At 68.6% G+C, this 18,219-nt stretch carries 18 protein-coding genes; 12 read left to right on the top strand and 6 right to left on the bottom strand.

The window, feature by feature from the left end; genetic code table 11:
• Nucleotides 1-5: 5 nt before the first annotated feature.
• Genes ACFO5K_RS23730 through ACFO5K_RS23720 form a run of 3 tightly spaced genes read left to right on the top strand, consistent with a single transcriptional unit; the run spans nt 6 to nt 2,715 of the window.
• Nucleotides 6-869: a CoA transferase subunit A gene (locus ACFO5K_RS23730; protein ID WP_378568295.1), complete on the top strand. Its 864-nt coding sequence runs from the start codon at nt 6-8 to the stop codon at nt 867-869.
• Nucleotides 866-1,633 carry a CoA-transferase subunit beta gene (locus tag ACFO5K_RS23725; protein ID WP_378567184.1) on the top strand — a complete coding sequence of 256 codons (768 nt, stop codon included), beginning with the start codon at nt 866-868 and terminating at the stop codon, nt 1,631-1,633. Before ACFO5K_RS23730 ends, ACFO5K_RS23725 begins: the two co-directional genes overlap by 4 nt.
• Entirely contained in the window at nt 1,630-2,715 is a 1,086-nt protein-coding gene (locus tag ACFO5K_RS23720) for an NAD(P)H-dependent flavin oxidoreductase (protein WP_378567181.1), read from the top strand. The genes ACFO5K_RS23725 and ACFO5K_RS23720 overlap by 4 nt, the downstream gene beginning before the upstream one ends.
• 159 nt (nt 2,716-2,874) lie before the next feature.
• Here the strand turns inward: ACFO5K_RS23720 and ACFO5K_RS23715 are convergent, their stop codons facing one another.
• The 4 genes from ACFO5K_RS23715 to ACFO5K_RS23700 are packed head-to-tail and all read right to left on the bottom strand — an operon-like array spanning nt 2,875 to nt 6,721.
• Nucleotides 2,875-4,029: an acetyl-CoA C-acetyltransferase gene (locus ACFO5K_RS23715; RefSeq protein ID WP_378568293.1), complete on the bottom strand. Its 1,155-nt coding sequence runs from the start codon at nt 4,027-4,029 to the stop codon at nt 2,875-2,877.
• A 46-nt stretch (nt 4,030-4,075) separates the two neighbouring features.
• Complete coding sequence (locus tag ACFO5K_RS23710; RefSeq protein ID WP_378567178.1) at nt 4,076-4,693, bottom strand: TetR/AcrR family transcriptional regulator; 618 nt, start codon at nt 4,691-4,693, stop codon at nt 4,076-4,078.
• A 52-nt stretch (nt 4,694-4,745) separates the two neighbouring features.
• The gene (locus ACFO5K_RS23705) at nt 4,746-5,543 is read right to left on the bottom strand and encodes an SDR family oxidoreductase (RefSeq protein ID WP_378567175.1); all 798 of its coding nucleotides are present in this window, start codon (nt 5,541-5,543) and stop codon (nt 4,746-4,748) included.
• Nucleotides 5,540-6,721, bottom strand: coding sequence for an acyl-CoA dehydrogenase family protein (locus tag ACFO5K_RS23700; protein ID WP_378567173.1), 1,182 nt, complete (start codon nt 6,719-6,721; stop codon nt 5,540-5,542). The genes ACFO5K_RS23705 and ACFO5K_RS23700 overlap by 4 nt, the downstream gene beginning before the upstream one ends.
• An 84-nt stretch (nt 6,722-6,805) precedes the next feature.
• Here ACFO5K_RS23700 and ACFO5K_RS23695 point away from each other — a divergent pair, with 84 nt between their 5' ends.
• The 6 genes from ACFO5K_RS23695 to ACFO5K_RS23670 all read left to right on the top strand — a co-directional run bounded on the left by ACFO5K_RS23695 (nt 6,806) and on the right by ACFO5K_RS23670 (nt 13,570).
• A complete protein-coding gene (locus ACFO5K_RS23695; RefSeq protein WP_378567170.1) occupies nt 6,806-8,443 on the top strand; it encodes a FadD3 family acyl-CoA ligase in 1,638 nt (545 codons plus the stop codon).
• Nucleotides 8,440-9,303, top strand: coding sequence for an enoyl-CoA hydratase (locus tag ACFO5K_RS23690; protein ID WP_378567167.1), 864 nt, complete (start codon nt 8,440-8,442; stop codon nt 9,301-9,303). Before ACFO5K_RS23695 ends, ACFO5K_RS23690 begins: the two co-directional genes overlap by 4 nt.
• Nucleotides 9,304-10,446 carry an acyl-CoA dehydrogenase family protein gene (locus ACFO5K_RS23685; protein ID WP_378567165.1) on the top strand — a complete coding sequence of 381 codons (1,143 nt, stop codon included), beginning with the start codon at nt 9,304-9,306 and terminating at the stop codon, nt 10,444-10,446. It abuts the gene before it with no gap.
• Nucleotides 10,447-10,591: 145 nt separating this feature from the next.
• Nucleotides 10,592-11,665, top strand: coding sequence for an acyl-CoA dehydrogenase family protein (locus tag ACFO5K_RS23680; protein ID WP_378567162.1), 1,074 nt, complete (start codon nt 10,592-10,594; stop codon nt 11,663-11,665).
• A 92-nt stretch (nt 11,666-11,757) separates the two neighbouring features.
• Nucleotides 11,758-12,810, top strand: a complete 1,053-nt coding sequence (locus ACFO5K_RS23675; RefSeq protein ID WP_378567159.1) for an acyl-CoA dehydrogenase family protein — start codon at nt 11,758-11,760, stop codon at nt 12,808-12,810.
• Nucleotides 12,811-12,820: 10 nt separating this feature from the next.
• Nucleotides 12,821-13,570 (top strand): DUF427 domain-containing protein, encoded by a 750-nt coding sequence (locus ACFO5K_RS23670; RefSeq protein ID WP_378567156.1) that lies wholly within the window; start codon nt 12,821-12,823, stop codon nt 13,568-13,570.
• On the opposite strand, the gene ACFO5K_RS23665 is transcribed toward ACFO5K_RS23670, so the two are convergent.
• Together ACFO5K_RS23665 and ACFO5K_RS23660 are read right to left on the bottom strand one after the other, a co-directional pair.
• Complete coding sequence (locus tag ACFO5K_RS23665) at nt 13,571-13,894, bottom strand: hypothetical protein (protein WP_378567153.1); 324 nt, start codon at nt 13,892-13,894, stop codon at nt 13,571-13,573.
• 1 nt (nt 13,895) lies between these two features.
• Nucleotides 13,896-15,089 carry a Rieske 2Fe-2S domain-containing protein gene (locus tag ACFO5K_RS23660; protein WP_378567150.1) on the bottom strand — a complete coding sequence of 398 codons (1,194 nt, stop codon included), beginning with the start codon at nt 15,087-15,089 and terminating at the stop codon, nt 13,896-13,898.
• Nucleotides 15,090-15,283: 194 nt separating this feature from the next.
• On the opposite strand from ACFO5K_RS23660, the gene hsaA reads away from it, so the two are divergent.
• From hsaA to hsaC, 3 genes are read left to right on the top strand one after another with little or no spacing between them, the layout of a single operon-like run.
• Nucleotides 15,284-16,447, top strand: a complete 1,164-nt coding sequence (gene hsaA / locus ACFO5K_RS23655; protein ID WP_378567147.1) for a 3-hydroxy-9,10-secoandrosta-1,3,5(10)-triene-9,17-dione monooxygenase oxygenase subunit — start codon at nt 15,284-15,286, stop codon at nt 16,445-16,447.
• A gap of 3 nt (nt 16,448-16,450) precedes the next feature.
• On the top strand, nt 16,451-17,320 hold the full coding sequence (gene hsaD / locus ACFO5K_RS23650) for a 4,5:9,10-diseco-3-hydroxy-5,9,17-trioxoandrosta-1(10),2-diene-4-oate hydrolase (RefSeq protein WP_378567144.1): 870 nt from the start codon (nt 16,451-16,453) through the stop codon (nt 17,318-17,320).
• The gene (hsaC, locus tag ACFO5K_RS23645; protein WP_378567141.1) at nt 17,317-18,219 is read left to right on the top strand and encodes an iron-dependent extradiol dioxygenase HsaC; all 903 of its coding nucleotides are present in this window, start codon (nt 17,317-17,319) and stop codon (nt 18,217-18,219) included. The genes hsaD and hsaC overlap by 4 nt, the downstream gene beginning before the upstream one ends.

Below are 18,219 nucleotides of genomic sequence, written 5' to 3'. Positions count from 1 at the left end.
AACAAATGACTCTGGACCAGGTGGTCGGCGAGCTGCGCAGCGGCATGACCATCGGCCTCGGCGGCTGGGGCTCCCGGCGCAAGCCGATGGCCCTGGTCCGCGCCCTGCTGCGCTCGGACGTCACCGACCTGACCGTGGTGGCCTACGGCGGCCCCGAACTGGGCCTGCTGTGCTCGGCGGGCAAGGTCCGCAAGGCCTACTACGGGTTCGTCTCGCTGGATTCGGCGCCGTTCTACGACCCGTGGTTCGCCAAGGCCCGCACCGAGGGCGCGATCACCGTGCGGGAGATGGACGAGGGCATGGTGAAGTGCGGCTTGCAGGCCGCCGCCGCGCGCCTGCCGTTCCTGCCGATCCGGGCCGGGCTGGGCTCGGCGGTACCGGACTTCTGGGACGGCGAGCTGCGCACCGTCGCCTCGCCCTACCCCGCGGCCGACGGCCGCACCGAGACCCTGCTGGCCATGCCGGCACTGAACCTCGACGCGGCCTTCGTACACCTGGACGTGGGCGACAAGCACGGCAACGCCGCCTACACCGGTGTCGACCCTTACTTCGACGACCTGTACTGCCTGGCCGCCGAGCGCCGGTACGTGTCGGTGGATCAGCTCGTCGCGACCGACGAACTGGTCAAATCCGTGCCACGGCAGGCACTGCTGCTCAACCGCATGATGGTCGACGGCGTGGTCGAAGCACCCGGCGGCGCGCACTTCACCCTGGCGGGTGACTACGGCCGCGACGAGAAGTTCCAGAAGCACTATGTGGCCGCGGCGAAGGACCCGGCGGCCTGGGCGGAGTTCAAGGCCCGCTACCTGGATGTCTCCGAAGCCGAATACCAGTCCGCTGTCCAGGCTTTCGCCGAGGAGCAGAAATGAACACAGCAGTGCACACCGCGCCGATCACCCGGGCCGAAGTCTGCGTCATCGCGGCTGCCGAGATCTTCCGTGGAGCGGGCGAGATCATGGCCAGCCCGATGTCGACGATCACCACCATCGGGGCCCGGCTGGCGCGCCTCACCTTCGAACCCGACCTGCTGCTGTCCGACGGCGAAGCGCTGCTGTTCGCCGAGGTTCCGCCGGTCGGTGCGAAAGCGCCCGTGGAGGGCTGGATCCCGTTCTCCAGGGTCTTCGATGTCGTCGCCTCGGGACGTCGCCACGTGGTGATGGGCGCCAATCAGCTGGACCGGTTCGGCAACCAGAACCTGTCGGCGTTCGGTCCGCTACAGCACCCGAGCAGGCAGATGTTCGGTGTGCGTGGGGCGCCGGGCAATACGATCAACCACCCGACCAGCTACTTCATCCCCAAGCACAACGCGCGGGTGTTCTGCGAGCAGGTCGACATCGTCTCCGGCATCGGCTACGACAAGATCGACCCGGCCAACCCGGCCTACCGGTTCCACCACCTGCACCGCGTGGTGTCGAACCTGGGCGTGTTCGATTTCGGCGGACCGGACCACACGATGCGCGCACTGTCGCTGCACCCCGGGGTGAGCGCCGACGAGGTCGCCGAGAACACCTCGTTCGAGATCGCCGAGCTGGCCGAGGCTGGTGCGACGCGGCTGCCCACCGAGGAGGAGTTGCGCATCATCCGCACCGTGCTCGACCCGCGCGGCTTCCGGGACAAGGAAGTGGCGCCGTGAACGCCCGGCTGCGGACTCCACTGACCGAACTGGTCGGCATCGAGCACCCGATCGTACAAACCGGGATGGGCTGGGTCGCCGGCCCGCGCCTGGTCGCGGCCACCGCCGAAGCGGGCGGGCTGGGCATCCTCGCCTCGGCCACCATGACCTTCGCCGAGCTGGAAGCCGCTGTCGCCAAGACGAAGTCGCTCACCAGCAAGCCCTTCGGGGTGAACATCCGCGCCGATGCCACCGACGCGACCGAGCGCATCGAACTGCTCATCCGGGAACAGGTGCGGGTGGCGTCGTTCGCGCTCGCGCCCAAGAAGGAACTCATCACCCGGCTCAAAGACGCCGGTGTCGTGGTGATTCCGTCGATCGGTGCGGCCAAGCACGCGGTGAAGGTGGCCTCCTGGGGCGCCGACGCGGTGATCGTGCAGGGCGGTGAGGGCGGCGGGCACACCGGCCCGGTCGCCACCACCCTGCTGTTGCCCTCGGTGCTCGACGCGGTCGACATCCCGGTGATCGCCGCGGGCGGCTTCTTCGACGGGCGCGGCCTCGCCGCCGCCCTGTCCTACGGCGCGGCCGGGGTCGCGATGGGCACCCGGTTCCTGCTCACCCAGGAGAGCACCGTCCCGGACGCGGTGAAACAGGAGTACCTGGCTCGCGGCCTGGGCGAGACGGTGGTGTCGGTGAAGGTCGACGGAATGCCGCACCGCATGCTCAACACCGAACTGGTGCAGCGACTGGAACATTCGGGCGGCTGGCGGGGTCTGTCCGCCGCTCTCGGCAATGCCGCCAAGTTCAAGAGCATGACCGGCATGAAATGGTCGACGCTGATGCGCGACGGCCTCGCGATGCGAAAGACCAAGGACCTGAGCTGGTCGCAGGTGGTGATGGCGGCGAACTCGGCGATGCTGACCAAGGCCGGTCTGGTCGAGGGCCGCACCGACGCGGGCGTACTGCCCGCGGGCCAAGCCACCGGCATCATCGAGAGCCTGCCGACCGTGGCCGAACTCGTCGACCGGATCGTCACCGACGCGGTGGCCCGGATCGGCGCGATCTCGGCCCTGACCGAAGAGCCCGCCCCCGAGGCGCACTGACCTCATCCCGGCCACGCCATCCCCGCCCCGACAGGTGGGTGGCGTGCGCTGCGGATGCGGACCGGTTTTCGAACCGGACGATCGAGCACCGGGCCGGGCGCGATACCCACGAGGTACGCGCTCGGCCCGGTGTTCTTCTGCGCTGTCGGTCCGGTGACCTCAGTGGTCGAGGCGCTCGATGATCGTGACGTTCGCCGTGCCGCCACCCTCGCAGATCGTGAGCAGGCCGTAGCGGCCGTTCACGCGCTCGAGTTCGTGCAGCAGAGTGGCGAACAGTTTGGCGCCGGTCGCGCCGAGCGGGTGGCCGAGGGCGATGGCGCCGCCGTTGACGTTCACCTTCGCCGGGTCGGCGCCGATCTCCTTGATCCAGGCCAGCACCACCGGCGCGAACGCCTCGTTGATCTCGATGACATCGATGTCGTCGATGGTCAGGCCGGTCTTCTCCAGGGCCCACCGGGTGGCCGGGATGGGGGCGCTGAGCATGAAGATCGGGTCGGCGCCGCGCGCGCTGACATGGTGGATGCGGGCGCGCGGGGTGAGGCCGTATTCGCGCACCGCCCAGTCCGAGGCAAGCAGGGTGGCGCTGGCGCCGTCGGAGATCTGGCTGGCGACCGCGGCGGTGAGCGGGCTGCCCTCGGCCAGCGGTTGCAGGGTCGCCATCTTCGCCAGGCTGGTTTCGCGCGGGCCCTGGTCGACGGTGAAGTCACCGACCGGCACGATCTCGGCGGCGAAGCGGCCATCGGCGATGGCGGCGCGGGCGCGCTCGTGGCTGCGCAGCGCCCACTGCTCCATGTCCTCGCGGGTGATGCCCCATTTCTCGGCGATCAGTTCCGCGCCACGGAACTGCGAGACCTCGCCGGTGCCGTAGCGCTGGTCCCAGCCGGTGGCGCCGACGAACGGCGAATCGAACCCGTATTCCTTGCCCGCGAGCATCGCCGCCGAGATCGGGATGGCGCTCATGTTCTGCACACCCGCGGCCACGATCACTTCGGCGGTGCCGCTCATGATGGCCTGGGCGCCGAAGTTGATGGCCTGCTGGCTGGAACCGCACTGCCGGTCGACGGTGACGCCGGGGACTTCCTCGGGGTAGCCCGCGGTCAGCCACATGGTGCGCCCGATGTTGCCGGCCTGCGGGCCGATGTTGTCCACGCAGCCCACGATCACGTCGTCGACGACGGCCGGGTCGATACCGGTGCGCTCGACGAGTCCGCGCAGTGCGGCGGCGCCGAGGTCGGCCGGATGCACACCGGCCAGGGCGCCTCCTCGTTTTCCGACCGCGGTACGCACCGCGTCGACTACGTAGGTCTCCCGCAACGGGGTGTAGGGGCGGCGTTCGGCGGGTGCGGTCATTTCGGAACTCCTACTGCGTGTGGCTCCGGGGCACGGTGAGCCCGTCGAGCACGATGGTCAGATATTGCTGGGCAAGGTTTTGCACGGTGATCGGGCCGCCGGGGGTGTACCAGCGCACCGCCACCCACACGGTGTCGCGCAGGAACCGGAAGGTCAGTTCCACGTCGAGTTCGGGGCGGAAGCTGCCGTCGGCGACACCGGCGGTGAGCACGCGGCGCCACAGGTCGCGGAACTCGGTGTTGAAGTCCCGGATGTAGCCGAAGCGTGGTACCTCGCGCAGGGTTTTGGCCTCGGCCTGGTAGATCGCCACGGCGGCGTGGTGCCGGTCGAACGCCTGGTAGGAGGCGATCACCAGGGCTTCCAGGGTGTCTCGCGAGCTGAGTCCGGCGGCCGCGATCTCGCGGTAGCGGCCGAACAGGTCGTCGAGGAAGCCGCGCAGGATCTCGTCGACCATCGATTCCTTGGAATCGAAGTGGTGGTAGAGACTGCCGGAGAGGATGCCGGCCGAGTCGGCGATGTCGCGCACGGTGGTTGCCCGCATGCCACGTTCGGCGAACAGGTCGGCGGCGAGGTCGAGGAGTTCGGCGCGGCGGCTGCGTTTGGTGTCGGGTGCGGTCACACGGGACATGGTACAACCAAGCAGTTGCTTGGTTCCGGTGCCGGGAACCTCGCTGCGCCGCTCATGCGCGCTGGCTACTCACCGAAACCACCTCACCGGTGAGGTAGGAAGTGTAGTCACTGGCCAGCATCGCGATGGTCGCCGCCACCTCCCAGGGTTCGGCGGCGCGACCGAAAGCCTCCCGCTCGCTGAGCTGGTCGAGCAGGTCCGAAGAACTCACCTTGTCCAGGAACGGATGCCGCGCGATGCTCGGCGCGACCGCGTTGATCCGGACCCCGAACTCGGCCGCCTCGACCGCACTGCACCTGGTCAGCGCCATCACGCCCGCCTTGGCCGCCGCGTAATGCGCCTGGCCGTGCTGGGCGCGCCAACCGAGCACGCTGGCATTGTTGACGATCACCCCACCGTGGCCCGCGCCCCGGAAATAGCCCAGGGCGGCGCGGGTGCAGCGGAAGGTGCCGGTGAGCGTGATGTCGAGAACCTGATCCCACTGCTCGTCGGTCATGTCGACCACCGGCGTCTCACCACCGAGACCCGCGTTGTTGACCATGATGTCGACGCGCCCCAGCGCGGCGGCCGCCTCGGTGAGCAGCTGGTTCACCTGCGCGGTGTCGCGGACATCGCAGACCACCGCGGCGATCGTGCGCTCGGGGAATTCCTTCGCGAGCAGTTCGGCGGTTTCGGTCAGCCGCCGCTCGTGCCAGTCCGAGACCACCACATCGGCGCCCTCGTCGAGCAGCCGGCGCGCGGTGGCCGAACCGATACCGGTGCCGGCGGCGGCGGTGACCACGGCCTTGCGGCCGGTGAGCAGGCCGTGGCCGGGGATCGCGGCGGGCGGGGTGGACAGCGGGCCGGTCACGGGCGGACCTCCCGTGGCAGACCGAGCACCCGCTCGGCGATGATGTTGCGCTGCACTTCGTTCGAACCTCCGTAGATCGTGTCGGCACGGCTGAACAGGTACAGCCGCTGCCATGCGGTCATGTCGTCTGGGCCGGTGACCAGTCCGGCGGCGCCCTGCACCGCCATGGCCAGCTCACCGAGGCCGCGATGCCAGTTGGCCCACAACAATTTCGAGACCGAGGCGCCACCCGCGTCGTCGGTGTCCTCGCTGAGGGTGCGCAGCGCGTGCGCGCGCAGCACCCGCAGGCCGACCCAGGCGCGGTCGATGCGGTCGGCGATCAGTGGGTCGGTGGCGGCGCCGGTGCGCCGGGCCAGGTCTTCGATGTCGGCGAGTTCGCGGGCGAAGCGGATCTGCTGGCCGAGCGTGGAGATGCCACGTTCGAAGGTCAAGGTGCCCATGGCGATGCGCCAGCCTTCGCCGGGCGACCCGACGACCAGGTCGGCGTCGGTGACGGCGTCGTCGAAGAACACTTCGTTGAATTCCGAGGTGCCGGTGAGCTGTTCGATCGGGCGCACCACGATGCCCGGCTGTTTCATCGGGACCAGCAGATAGGACAGACCGCGGTGCCGGGCGGAGCCGCGTTCGGTGCGCGCGATGACGAAGCACCAGTCGGCGACGTGGGCCAGCGATGTCCAGATCTTCTGGCCGTTGATCACCCACTTGTCGCCGTCCAGGCGCGCCGTGGTCGCCACCGCGGCGAGATCGGAGCCGGCGCCGGGTTCGGAGTAGCCCTGGCACCACAGTTCGCCGACCGAGCGCACACCGGGCAGGAAACGGCGTTTCTGCTCCTCGGTGCCGAAGGCGAGCAGGGTCGGACCGAGCAGTTCCTCGCCCACGTGTGAGACCCGCGCGGGCGCGTCGGCCTTGGCGTACTCCTCGTGGAAGATCACCTGCTGGCGCACGCTCGCCGCGCGGCCGCCGTATTCGACGGGCCAGCCCAGGCACGTCCACCCTGCCGCGGCGAGGTGGCGGTCCCAGGCGAGGCGCTCGGTGAAGTATTCGTGCTCGCGGCCCGGTCCGCCGGTGCCGCGCAGGTCAGCGAACGCACCGGTCAGGTTTTCGGTCAGCCAGTCGCGTATTTCCGCGCGAAACTCCGCGTCGGAAGTCGCGGTATCGGATTCTGAGGTCTGGATCACGCCCACCTCGATAGGATAACCTACCAAGCACTTGCTTTGTTAGCTGCTTCGCTAGAAGAGCAACCGCACAACGGTGAGGACCCCGTGACACCCCCAGCACAAACCACCCCGCAGGCGCTGCGAGACATCGCCGCCGCCTACCCCGACGCGCCCGCCCTCATCGACGGCGATACCCGGCTGACCTGGTCGGAACTGCTCGACCGGGTGCGCATCGCCACGCGTGCGCTGATCGCGCGCGGCGTGGACCCTGGCGACCGGGTGGCGATGTGGGCGCCCAACACCCACCACTGGGTGGTCGCCGCACTGGCCGCACACGCCGTCGGCGCCGCACTGGTACCGCTGAACACCCGCTACGTGGCGGCCGAGGCGGCCGACGTGTTGCGCCGGGTGCAGGCGAAGGCGTTGTTCGTCGCCGGACCGTTCCTGGGGCGTGACCGGGCGGCCGAACTGCTCGACCAGGCACCGGAACTGACCATCGATACGGTGATCGTGATCCCGGTCGAGGGTGAACAGGCCGATTCTGTCGCGCGGCCGAGTTCACAGCACGAGACCAGTGGACCGGCAGCGCCCACTGAGCATTCGGCCGAGGGGCCGACTCCCGGAACCGACGCGGCGGCATTCAGCTGGTCGGCGTTTCTCGAGCTGGCCGCCCAGGTTTCCGAAGCCGACGCGGAGGCCAGGGCCACCCAGGTGTCCCCCGACGACATCTCCGACATCCTGTTCACCTCCGGCACCACCGGTCGCAGCAAAGGCACCCTGGTCGCGCATCGGCAGGCACTGGATGTGGTGCGCGCCTGGGTCGACTGCTCGACCCTGCGCGCCGACGACCGGTACCTGATGATCAACCCGTTCTTCCACAACTTCGGTTACAAGGCGGGCATCCTGGCCTGCCTGCTCACCGGCGCGGCCATCGTCCCGCAGGCCACCTTCGACGTGCCCACCGCGATGGCGCTGATCGAATCCGAGCGGATCACCGTGCTGCCGGGGCCGCCCACGATCTACCAGACGATCCTGACCCACCCGGCACGCGGCGAGCGCGATCTCAGCTCGCTGCGGGTCGCGGTGACCGGGGCCGCGACGGTACCCGTCGTACTCATCGAGCGGATGCGCGACGAACTCGATTTCGACGTGGTCGTCACCGCCTACGGCCTGTCCGAATCCGCCGGGTTCGGCACCATGTGCCGCCCCGACGACGACGCCGTCACCATCGCCAACACCTGCGGTCGCCCGATCGCCGGTTTCGAGCTGCGCCTGGCCGACGACGGCGAGGTGCTGTTGCGCGGACCCAATGTGATGCTCGGCTACCTCGACGACCCCGAGGCCACCGCCGAGGCGATCGACGCCGAAGGCTGGCTGCACACCGGCGACATCGGAGTCGTCGACGAGCGTGGCTACCTGAAGATCACCGACCGGCTCAAGGACATGTACATCACCGGTGGGTTCAATGTGTATCCGGCGGAGATCGAGCAGACCCTGGCCCGGCTCGACGGGGTCGCCGAATCCGCCGTCATCGGGGTGCCCGACACCCGGCTGGGCGAGGTGGGCAAAGCCTTCATCGTGCGCGAACCTGGCACGGCGCTCACAGCCGAGTCCGTGATTGCTTATGCCACCGGCCAATTGGCCAATTTCAAGGTGCCCCGGTTCGTCGAGTTTCGTGATCGGTTGCCCTACAGCGCGGCGGGCAAGGTGCTCAAGCGTGAGCTACGTGAGGAGAAGTCGTGAGTTCCGAAACCGAGGTCGTCACCTACGAGGTGCGGGGGCAGGTCGCCGTCGTCACCATGAACCGGCCCGAGTTCCGCAACGCGCAGAACTCGAAGATGACCTATGCGCTCGACGCCGCCTTCGTGCGGGCGGTCGAGGACCCCGAGGTCAAGGTGATCGTGCTGGCCGGCAACGGAAAACACTTCAGCGCCGGGCACGATATCGGCACACCGGGGCGCGATCACGATGCGCGCTACGAGAACAAGGCCGCGCTGTGGTGGGACCACGTCGACCGGGCCGGTGGTGATCAGCGTTTCGCGCGCGAGTCCGAGGTGTATCTCGGCATGTGCAGGCGCTGGCGCGACATTCCCAAGCCGATGGTGGCGATGGTGCAGGGCGCCTGCATCGCCGGCGGGTTGATGCTGGCCTGGGTGTGCGACCTCATCGTGTGCTCCGAGGACGCCTTCTTCTCCGATCCGGTGGTGCGCATGGGTATTCCGGGTGTCGAGTACTTCGCGCACCCGTGGGTGATGGGACCGCGCGCGGCCAAGGAGTTCCTGTTCACCGGCGACCGGTTCGGTGCGGCCCAAGCCAAGGAGTGGGGCATGGTCAACCGGGTCGTGCCACGCGAGGAGCTCACGGCCGAGACGCTGGCCCTGGCCGAGAAGATCTCCGCCATGCCGCAATTCGGGCTAGCCCTCACCAAGAAGGCCGTCAACCAGGCCGAGGATCAGATGGGCATGCGCACCGGCATGGATTCGGCCTTCGGGCTGCACCATTTCGCCCACGCGCACAATGCCGAAGTCGGCGCCGATTCGCTCGGCGGGATGAACGCGCGCTCCATGAAGGGCGCCGCGACAGAGCAGAACGGGACGAAATAAGTGGATCTCGAGATCGACCCGGCGGCCCGGGAATTCCAGCTGGAAGTGCGCGAATTCCTCGCCACGCACGCACCGCGCGAACCCCTGCCGTCGATGGACACCGCCGCCGGTTTCGAAGCGCACCGGGCGTGGGAGGCGACGCTGGCCGACGCCCGGCTCTCGGCGGTGTCGTGGCCGCGCGAGTACGGCGGGCGCGACGCCTCCATCCTGGAATGGGTGCTGTTCGAGCAGGAGTACTACGCCGCGGGCGCGCCCGGGCGGGTGGCCCAGAACGGGATCTTCCTGCTCGCGCCCACCCTGTTCGAGCACGGCACCCCCGAACAGCTGGCCCGCATCCTGCCGCGGATGGCGCGCGGCGACGACATCTGGGCCCAAGCCTGGTCCGAACCCGAGGCCGGCAGTGACCTGGCGAGCCTGCGCTCCACCGCGCGCCGCACCGAGGGCGGCTGGTTGCTCAACGGGCAGAAGACGTGGAGTTCGCGCGCCTCCTTCGCCGACTGGGCGTTCGGACTGTTCCGCAGCGACCCCGAGGCCCAACGCCACCACGGGCTCACCTATGTGATGTTCCCGCTCTCGGCGCACGGGGTGAGCGTGCGCCCCATCCCCCAGCTCGACGGGGAACCCGGCTTCGCCGAAATCTTCCTCGACGACGTGTTCGTACCCGACCGCGATGTGATCGGCGCACCGAACGAGGGCTGGCGGGTGGCGATGGCCACCTCGAGCAACGAGCGCGGCCTGTCGCTGCGCAGCCCGGGCCGCTTCAGCGCCACCGCCCGGCGTTTGATCGACCTGTGGTCCGAGACCACCGAACCCACCGACACCGCGGCACGAAACGCCGTGGTGGACGCCTGGATCGGGGCCGAGGCGTACCGGCTGCACACCTTCGGCACGGTCACCCGGTTGCTGGACGGCGGCCAGCTCGGCGCCGAATCGTCGATCACCAAGGTGTTCTGGTCCGATCTCGACATCGCCATGCACGAAACAGCGCTGGACCTGCTCGGTTCCGGCGCCGAGCAGGCCGGCCCGTGGACCGACGGCTACCTGTTCTCGCTCTCGGGACCGATCTACGCCGGTACCAACGAGATTCAGCGCAACATCATCGCCGAACGCCTCCTCGGCCTGCCGCGCGAGAGCAAGCGATGAACGCCCTGCTGCGTCCCGAGCAGCGAACCAGCCGTGCGCGCACGCACCGGTCCGGTGCGTGGGCGGGGTGCGCGCAAGTGCGCGAGTCGACCACCGGCAGCGATGAATCGGGTTCGATCACCCGTGCGAAAACAGGAGGTGTGCGATGAGATTCGCGCTCAGTACCGAACAGCTCGACTTCGCCGCCGAGCTGCACAAGATCCTCGACGCCGGCCAGGTCCCCGCCGCGGTGCGCGCGTGGGCCGCGGGCGACCCCACCAAGGGGCGGGTGCTGCTGCGCCAGGTCTCGGACATGGGAGTGTTCGGCCTGCTGGTGGACGAACAGTACGGCGGCGCCGAGGCCACGCCGGTCGACCTGGTGGTCGCCCTGACCGAACTGGGCCGGGCGGGCTTGCCCGGCCCGGTGATCGAGTCGACCGCGGTGATTCCGGCGCTGCTGCAACGCCTGCCGAACGCCGAGCCCGCCCAGCGCTGGCTGCCCGCGCTGGCCGGCGGCGACCTGCTCGGCACCGTCACCTTCGACGAGCCCCAGCACTCGATCGCCCTCGACACCGACACCGCCGAATTCGTCCTCGTGGCCGGCGGCGACCGGGTGTCGCTGGGCCGGCGGGGTCGCTTGCACGCGCCCGCAGACGGCGCCGACTCGTCCGCCGATCCCGAGGCGGTCGCGCTCGATGCCGCCTTGCCGATCACTTCGATCGATCCGCCCCGCAAGCTCGCTCGCGTGGTGCGCGCCGAGGTGGTGGCCGAGGGCGCGCAGGTCCGGGCCGCGATCGACTACGCCTTCGATGTCGGTGTGCTCGCCTGTGCCGCGCAGCTGTCGGGTGCGGGCCGGGCGATCCTGGAGCAGACCGTCGCGTACGCGAAACAGCGCAAGCAGTTCGGGCGGGCGATCGGGGAATTCCAGGCGGTCAAACAGCAGCTCGCCGATGTGCGCATCGCCCTGGATCTGGCCGAGCCGCTGCTGTACCGTGCCGCCCTGACCCTCGATTCCGAGGATCGCGCCCGCGACGTGTCGGCTGCCCTGGTCGCCTGCGGTGCCGCCGCCCACCGCGCTGCCCGCGCCGGCTTGCAGGTGCACGGCGCCATCGGCTACACCGCCGAATTCGACCTGTCGCTGTGGCTGACGAAGGTCGCGGCGCTGCGCACCGCCTGGGGCACCGCGGACTTCCACCGCGCCCGGATCGGGTCCGCCTTGCGGGTCACCGCGGCGGTCTGAGCGACCGGTGTCCCACTCATCCACAACGGTGCACAAGCCCTGTGACCAGCTGTGCACAACCGCGCCACCATCGAACTCGCCGAGGAAACCCCATGTCATCGAATGAACTGCTCGAATTCCGGACTTCCGTGCGGGCGCTGCTGAGCAAGCACGCCACCTCGGGTGCGCTGCGCGCGGCGATGGGAACCGAGCTCGGGTACGACCCGCAGTTGTGGCGGTTGCTGTGCGAACAGGTGGGCGTGGCGGCGCTCGCCGTGCCCGAGGAGTGGGGCGGGGCCGGCGCGGGGCTGGTCGAATCATTGCTGGTGGTCGGCGAGCTGGGGCGCACGTTGGCGGGGGTGCCGATGCTCGGGTCGGCGGTGCTCGGGGTACAGGCGGTGCTGTTGTCGGGTGATGATCAGGCGTGCGCGCGGCTGCTGCCCGACCTGGCCGACGGGTCGCGCACCGCGGCCCTGTGCTGGGCCGACGCCACCGGCTGGGACGCGCACGGAGTTCGCTCCGAGGGCGATTCGCTCAGCGGTACCGCGCATTACGTGCTGCACGGTGCGCAGTCCGATCTCCTGCTCGTGCTCACCGAGGACGGGCTGTTCGAGACGACCCCGGCCGCGCCCGGAGTCGTCGTCACCCCGGCTCCCGCGCTCGACCCCACCCGCCGGCTCGCCACCGTCACCTTCACCGACACCCCGGCGACCAGAATCGGTGCCGCCGACCCGGTGGAACTGCGGCGCCGACTGCGCGAGATCGCCTGGGCCGCGCTGGCCGCCGAACAGGTGGGTGCCGCGCGGCACTGCCTCGAGATGACCGTCGAGTACACCGCTTCGCGGGTGCAGTTCGGTCGTCCGATCGGCAGTTTCCAGGCGCTCAAACACCGCATGGCCGACATGTACGTGCTCGTCGAATCGGCCGAATCGGCGGCGCTGGCCGCGGCCCTGGCCGTGGCCACCGACAGCGCGTCGGTGGCCGAGGACGTCTGGGTGGCGCGCACGCACTGCACCGAGGCGTTCGCCGCGGTGGCGGCCGAGACCGTCCAGCTGCACGGTGGGATCGCGATCACCTGGGAGCACGACGCCCACCTGTACTTCAAACGCGCCCACGCCACCGCCGAGCTGTTCGGCTCGGCCCGCAGGCCCGTCGCGACGGCGTAGCGTCGGTGGCATGACCGAGGATCAGCGCGGGCGTGTGCGGGTGGCGGCGGGACACAAGCGGGTGCGGGTGTACCTGCGCGGCGAACTGGTGGCCGACACGCTGCGGCCCCTGCTGGTCTGGGAGGTTCCGTACTACCCCACCTATTACCTACCGCTCACCGATATCCACGCGGACCTGGAACCGAACGGGAGCACCGCACACTCCGCCAGCCGCGGCGACGGCACCGGCTACGACGTTTCCGTCGCCGGGTCACGCGCCGAGGGCGCCGCGCTGCGCTACCTCGACTCACCGCTGCCCGAACTCCGGGACGCGGTGCGGCTGGACTTCGAGAGCTTCGACTGGTTCGAGGAGGACGAACCGATCTACGTCCACCCGCGTGACCCGTATTCGCGCGTCGACATCCTCGCCAGCTCTCGGGCGGTGCGCGTGGAGATCGACGGCGTCACCGTCGCGGACTCGACGAGCCCGCGCATCCTGTTCGAAACCGGTTTGCCGCCCAGGTACTACCTGCCGCTCACCGACGTGCGAATGGACCTGCTCACGCCCTCCGACACGCACACCAGCTGCCCCTACAAGGGCACCGCCGACTACTGGCATGTGCGTGTCGACGGCACCGAACATCGTGACCTGGTGTGGATCTATCGCACCCCGTTGCCGGAGAGCCAGAAGGTCGCCGGCCTGGCGTGCTTCTACAACGAGAAGGTCGACATCTTCCTCGACGGTGTGCTCCAGGACCGCCCGCACACCCCCTTCGGCTGACTACTCGGGCACGTCGAGCACACCTTCCTCGACCGCCTGGGCGATCGAGGAATCCAGTGACGGGCACGATTCCGGGCGCCCCGGACGCGGACCCATCTCCGCGAAAACGGGACACCGCGCCGCGGGCGCCTCGGTCCACTGCACCGAGGTCTGGTGCGCGCTGGCCTTGCGCACCAGGACCTCGGCCCGGCAGGTCCGGCACCGCAGTGGGGTCAGGCCGTCATCGAGGTAACGCTGTTTGTCGACCGTGGTCTGGGCCCGCACCGCGGCCTGCCGCGCGGGCTGATCGGCGAAGTCGGGTGCCTTGGCCCAGGTCGGGGTCATCTCACACGCCCGCTTCCTCTGTTTCGGACGCAGCTTCGGACTCGGCCTTGCGCCGCAGGTTCTCGGCCACTTCGGCCTCCCACGCCACATTGGCCTTGGTGGTGTCGACCTCGAATTCGAAGCGCTGGGTCATCTTCTCGGTGACCTCGGCGGCGTCGACGTAGAACTGGTCGTACCAGCGGCGCAGCTGGTAGACCGGGCCGTCCTCCTCGCACAGCAGCGGGTTGTCGACCTTGGACTTGTGCTTCCAGATCTCCACGTCCTGCAGGAAGCCGTCGCCGAAGAACTCCGTCATCGACTGGGCCAGCCGTTCGGCGGTCGCGTCGTCGATGCCCGTGGGCTTTTCGACGGTGAGACCCCACTGCAGCATGAACGAGTCCTGGGTGACCGGGTAGTGACAGTTGATCAGCACCACCTTGATCTGGTAGCCGCCGTAGATGTTGACCAGCGGGTTGATCATGTAGGACGGACCGAAGTAGGACGCCTCCGACTTCAGCAGCGTCTCCCCGCCGTACTTGGCCGCCATCCCGATGTCGGGGCGGCCCTTGGTCTCGAGGAACTGCGTGGCCACCTGCCCTTCGAAGACGTTCTTGAAGTACGTCGGGAAGGCGAAGTGGATGTAGAAGAAGTGCGCCATGTCGACCACGTTGTCGATGATCTCGCGGCAGTTGGCGCCCTCGATGAGCATCTGGTTCCAGGTCCAGGAGGTCCAGCCGCTGTCGTGGGTCTCGCTCGGATTGCCCTCGGCGTCGGTGTAGGCGCCTTCGATGTGCGGAATGGTCACCTCGTCCGGGGGCTCGTTGCCCTCGTGGTCGTGCCAGATGAACAGCTGACCATTGCGTTCGAGCGTGGTCCACTTCCGGGTGCGGGCCAGCGGTGGAACGCGTCGCGCGTAGGGAATCGCGGTGCACTTGCCGTTGGCGCCCCAGCGCCAGTCGTGGAACGGGCAGGCGATGTCGTCGCCCTTCACCGTGCCCATGCTGAGGTCGCCGCCCATATGCCTGCAATAGGCGTCGAGCACACACAGTTCGTCGTTCGTGTCGGTCCAGACCACGAGCTTGGTCCCGAAGATCTCGATCGCGTGTGGCTTGCCGTCGCGAAACGACGACGCCAGGCCGACACAGTGCCAGCCACGCGCGTATCTGGTCGGCGGTGTGCCGACATCGAGTTCCCTCACCTTGGGGTTGACTGCCATCCCGAACCCTCCTTGTTCACTAGAACACGTTACAAAACTGGGGCGTTTCACGCCAGTTATCCAGCGAACTTCACTGCCGACTCCTGTTATATCCGAGGTAGGCCGATCGTCTCGACAGAAATGAGAACCTGTTCTAATCTCAGAGACGAACAAGAACCGGTTGTCGATTCGACAAGGCAGGAACGGGCTCCCACATGACGCGAGAAGTGACCGAACGGGTCGAGGCACTGCTGCCGACACTGCGTGAACGTGCGCAGGAGGCCGAGGACCTGCGCCGCATCCCCGACGAATCCATGAAGGCGCTGCAGGAAACCGGCTTCTTCCGCCTGCTGCAGCCCAAGCAGTGGGGCGGATACGCCGCCGACCCGGTGGTCTTCTACGACACCGTGCGCAAGATCGCCAGCGCGTGCGGCTCCACCGGCTGGGTGGCCGGCATCATCGGCGTGCACAACTGGCACCTCGCCCTGTTCGACCAGCAGGCCCAGCAAGATGTCTGGGGCGAGGACACCGAGGTGCGGATCTCGTCCTCGTACGCGCCGATGGGCGCCGGTCAGGCCGTCGACGGCGGCTACATCGTGCGCGGATCGTGGGCCTGGTCATCGGGCTCCGACCACGCCGACTGGGCCGTGCTCGGCGGACCGGTGATCAAGAACGGCAAGCCGGTCGACTTCGGCAGCTTCCTGATCCCGCGCTCGGAGTACCGGATCGACGACGTCTGGAACGTGGTCGGCCTGCGCGGCACCGGCTCCAACACCGTTGTGGTGGAAGACGTCTTCGTGCCCACCCACCGGTTCCTGAGCTTCCGCGCGATGAGCGAGGGACGTTCGCCCGGGCTGGAGCAGAATCCCGACGCGGTGTACAAGATGCCCTGGGGCACCATTCACCCCACCACCATCTCCGCGCCGATCGTCGGCATGGGCTACGGCGCCTACGAGGCCCACGTCGAGCACCAGGGCAAGCGGGTGCGCGCCGCCTACGCCGGGGAGAACGCCAAGGACGACCCGTTCGCCAAGGTGCGCGTGGCCGAAGCCTCCAGCGACATCGACGCCGCGTGGCGTCAGCTCTCGGGCAACGTGGCCGAGGAATACGCGCTACTGGTGGCCGGTGCGGAAGTGCCGTTCGACCTGCGCGTGCGCGCCCGCCGCGACCAGGTCCGCGCCACCGGCCGGGTGATCGCCTCGATCGACAAACTCTTCGAGTCCTCCGGCGCCACCGCCCTCGCCAACGGCACCCCGCTGCAGCGCTTCTGGCGTGACGCGCACGCCGGACGCGTCCACGCGGCCAACGATCCCGAGCGCGCCTACGTCATGTACGGCACGCACGAGTTCGGGCTGCCCGTCACCGACGCCATGGTGTAGCCGATGACCCAGACCGCTGAACTCACCTACGCATCGACCTCACGCTTCGCGCAGGTCAGCCCAGAACTGAAACTGCACTACCACGAGGCGGGCGTCGGCAACGGTCCGACGATCGTGCTGCTGCACGGTGGTGGGCCCGGCGCCTCGGCCTGGTCGAACTTCGCCCGCAACATCCCGGTGCTGGCCGAGAACTATCATGTGATCGCGCTCGACCAGCCGGGCTTCGGCAAGTCCGACAAGCCGATCGAGCATCCGCAGTACTTCGTGCACGCCGCCACCGCCCTGCTCGCCCTGCTCGATCACCTCGAGATCACCGATCGTGTGCACCTGCTGGGCAATTCGCTCGGCGGCGGCACCTCGGTGCGCTTCGCCCTCGACAACCCCACGCGCGCGGGCAAACTCGTACTCATGGGCCCCGGCGGGTTGAGCACCAACCTGTTCGCGCCCGACCCGACCGAGGGCGTGAAGCTGCTCTCGGCGTTCAGTTACGCGCCGACCAGGGAAAACCTCGAGAAGTTCCTGCGGATCATGGTCTTCGACCAGTCGCTGATCACCGAAGAGCTCATCGACGAACGGTTCGCCCAGGCGAGCACACCCGAATCGCTGGCAGCCATGCGCGCGATGGGTAAGTCCTTCGCGAGCGCCGACTTCGAGAAGGGCATGCTCTGGCGCGACGCCTACAAACTGCGTCAGCCGGTGCTGTTGATCTGGGGTCGCGAAGATCGGGTGAACCCACTCGACGGCGCGCTCATCGCCACCAAGGTGATTCCCCGGGTGCAGCTGCACGTGTTCGGCGGTTGCGGCCACTGGGCGCAGGTGGAGAAGTTCGACGAGTTCAACCGGCTCACAGTCGATTTCCTCGGGAGCAAGTGATGAGCATTCGCGCACTCGGCTACATGCGCATCGAGGCCACCGACATGGCGGCCTGGCGCGAGTACGGCCTCAAGGTACTCGGCATGATGGAGGGCACCGGGCTGAACCCCGACGCGCTCTACCTGCGGATGGACGACTTCGCCGCGCGACTGGTGATCGTCCCCGGTGAGCAGGATCGGTTGCTGGTCTCGGGCTGGGAGGTCACCGACGCGCGTGGCCTGCAGCAGCTGCGCGAAACCCTGGACAAGGCCGGGGTCGACTACACCGAGGGCACCAAGGACGAGCTGGGCGAGCGCCGCGTCGAGGGCATGATCCGGTTCCAGGATCCGTCCGGGAACACCCTCGAGGCGTTCTACGGCGCGCAGTACCTCGGTCGCCGCTTCGTGAGCCCCTACGGCCACAAGTTCGTCACCGCCGAGCAGGGCCTGGGCCACGTGGTACTCACCTGCACCGACGATGCCGCCGCACAAGCCTTCTACCAGGATGTGCTGGGCTTCCGCCTGCGTGACTCCATGCGGCTGCCACCCCAGATGGTCGGCCGCCCCGCCGATGGCGACCCGGCCTGGCTGCGCTTCTACGGCTGCAACCCACGCCACCACGCACTGGCGTTCCTGCCGTTGCCGAATCCGACCGGCATCGTGCACCTCATGGTCGAGGTGGAGAACTCCGACGACGTCGGGCTCTGCCTGGACCGCGCCCTGCGCAAGAAGGTGAAGATGTCGGCCACCCTCGGGCGCCACATCAACGACAAGATGCTGTCGTTCTACATGAAGACGCCCGGCGGTTTCGACATCGAATTCGGCTGCGAGGGACTGGAAGTCGACGACGAAGCCTGGGTCGCCCGCGAGTCGACCGCGGTCAGTCTCTGGGGTCACGACTTCACCGTCGGATTCAAGTAG

This window comes from Nocardia halotolerans, assembly GCF_042650145.1.
Lineage (GTDB): Bacteria > Actinomycetota > Actinomycetes > Mycobacteriales > Mycobacteriaceae > Nocardia > Nocardia halotolerans.
Note: the sequence above shows the minus strand (reverse complement) of the source record. Positions and strands in the feature narration are given on the sequence as shown.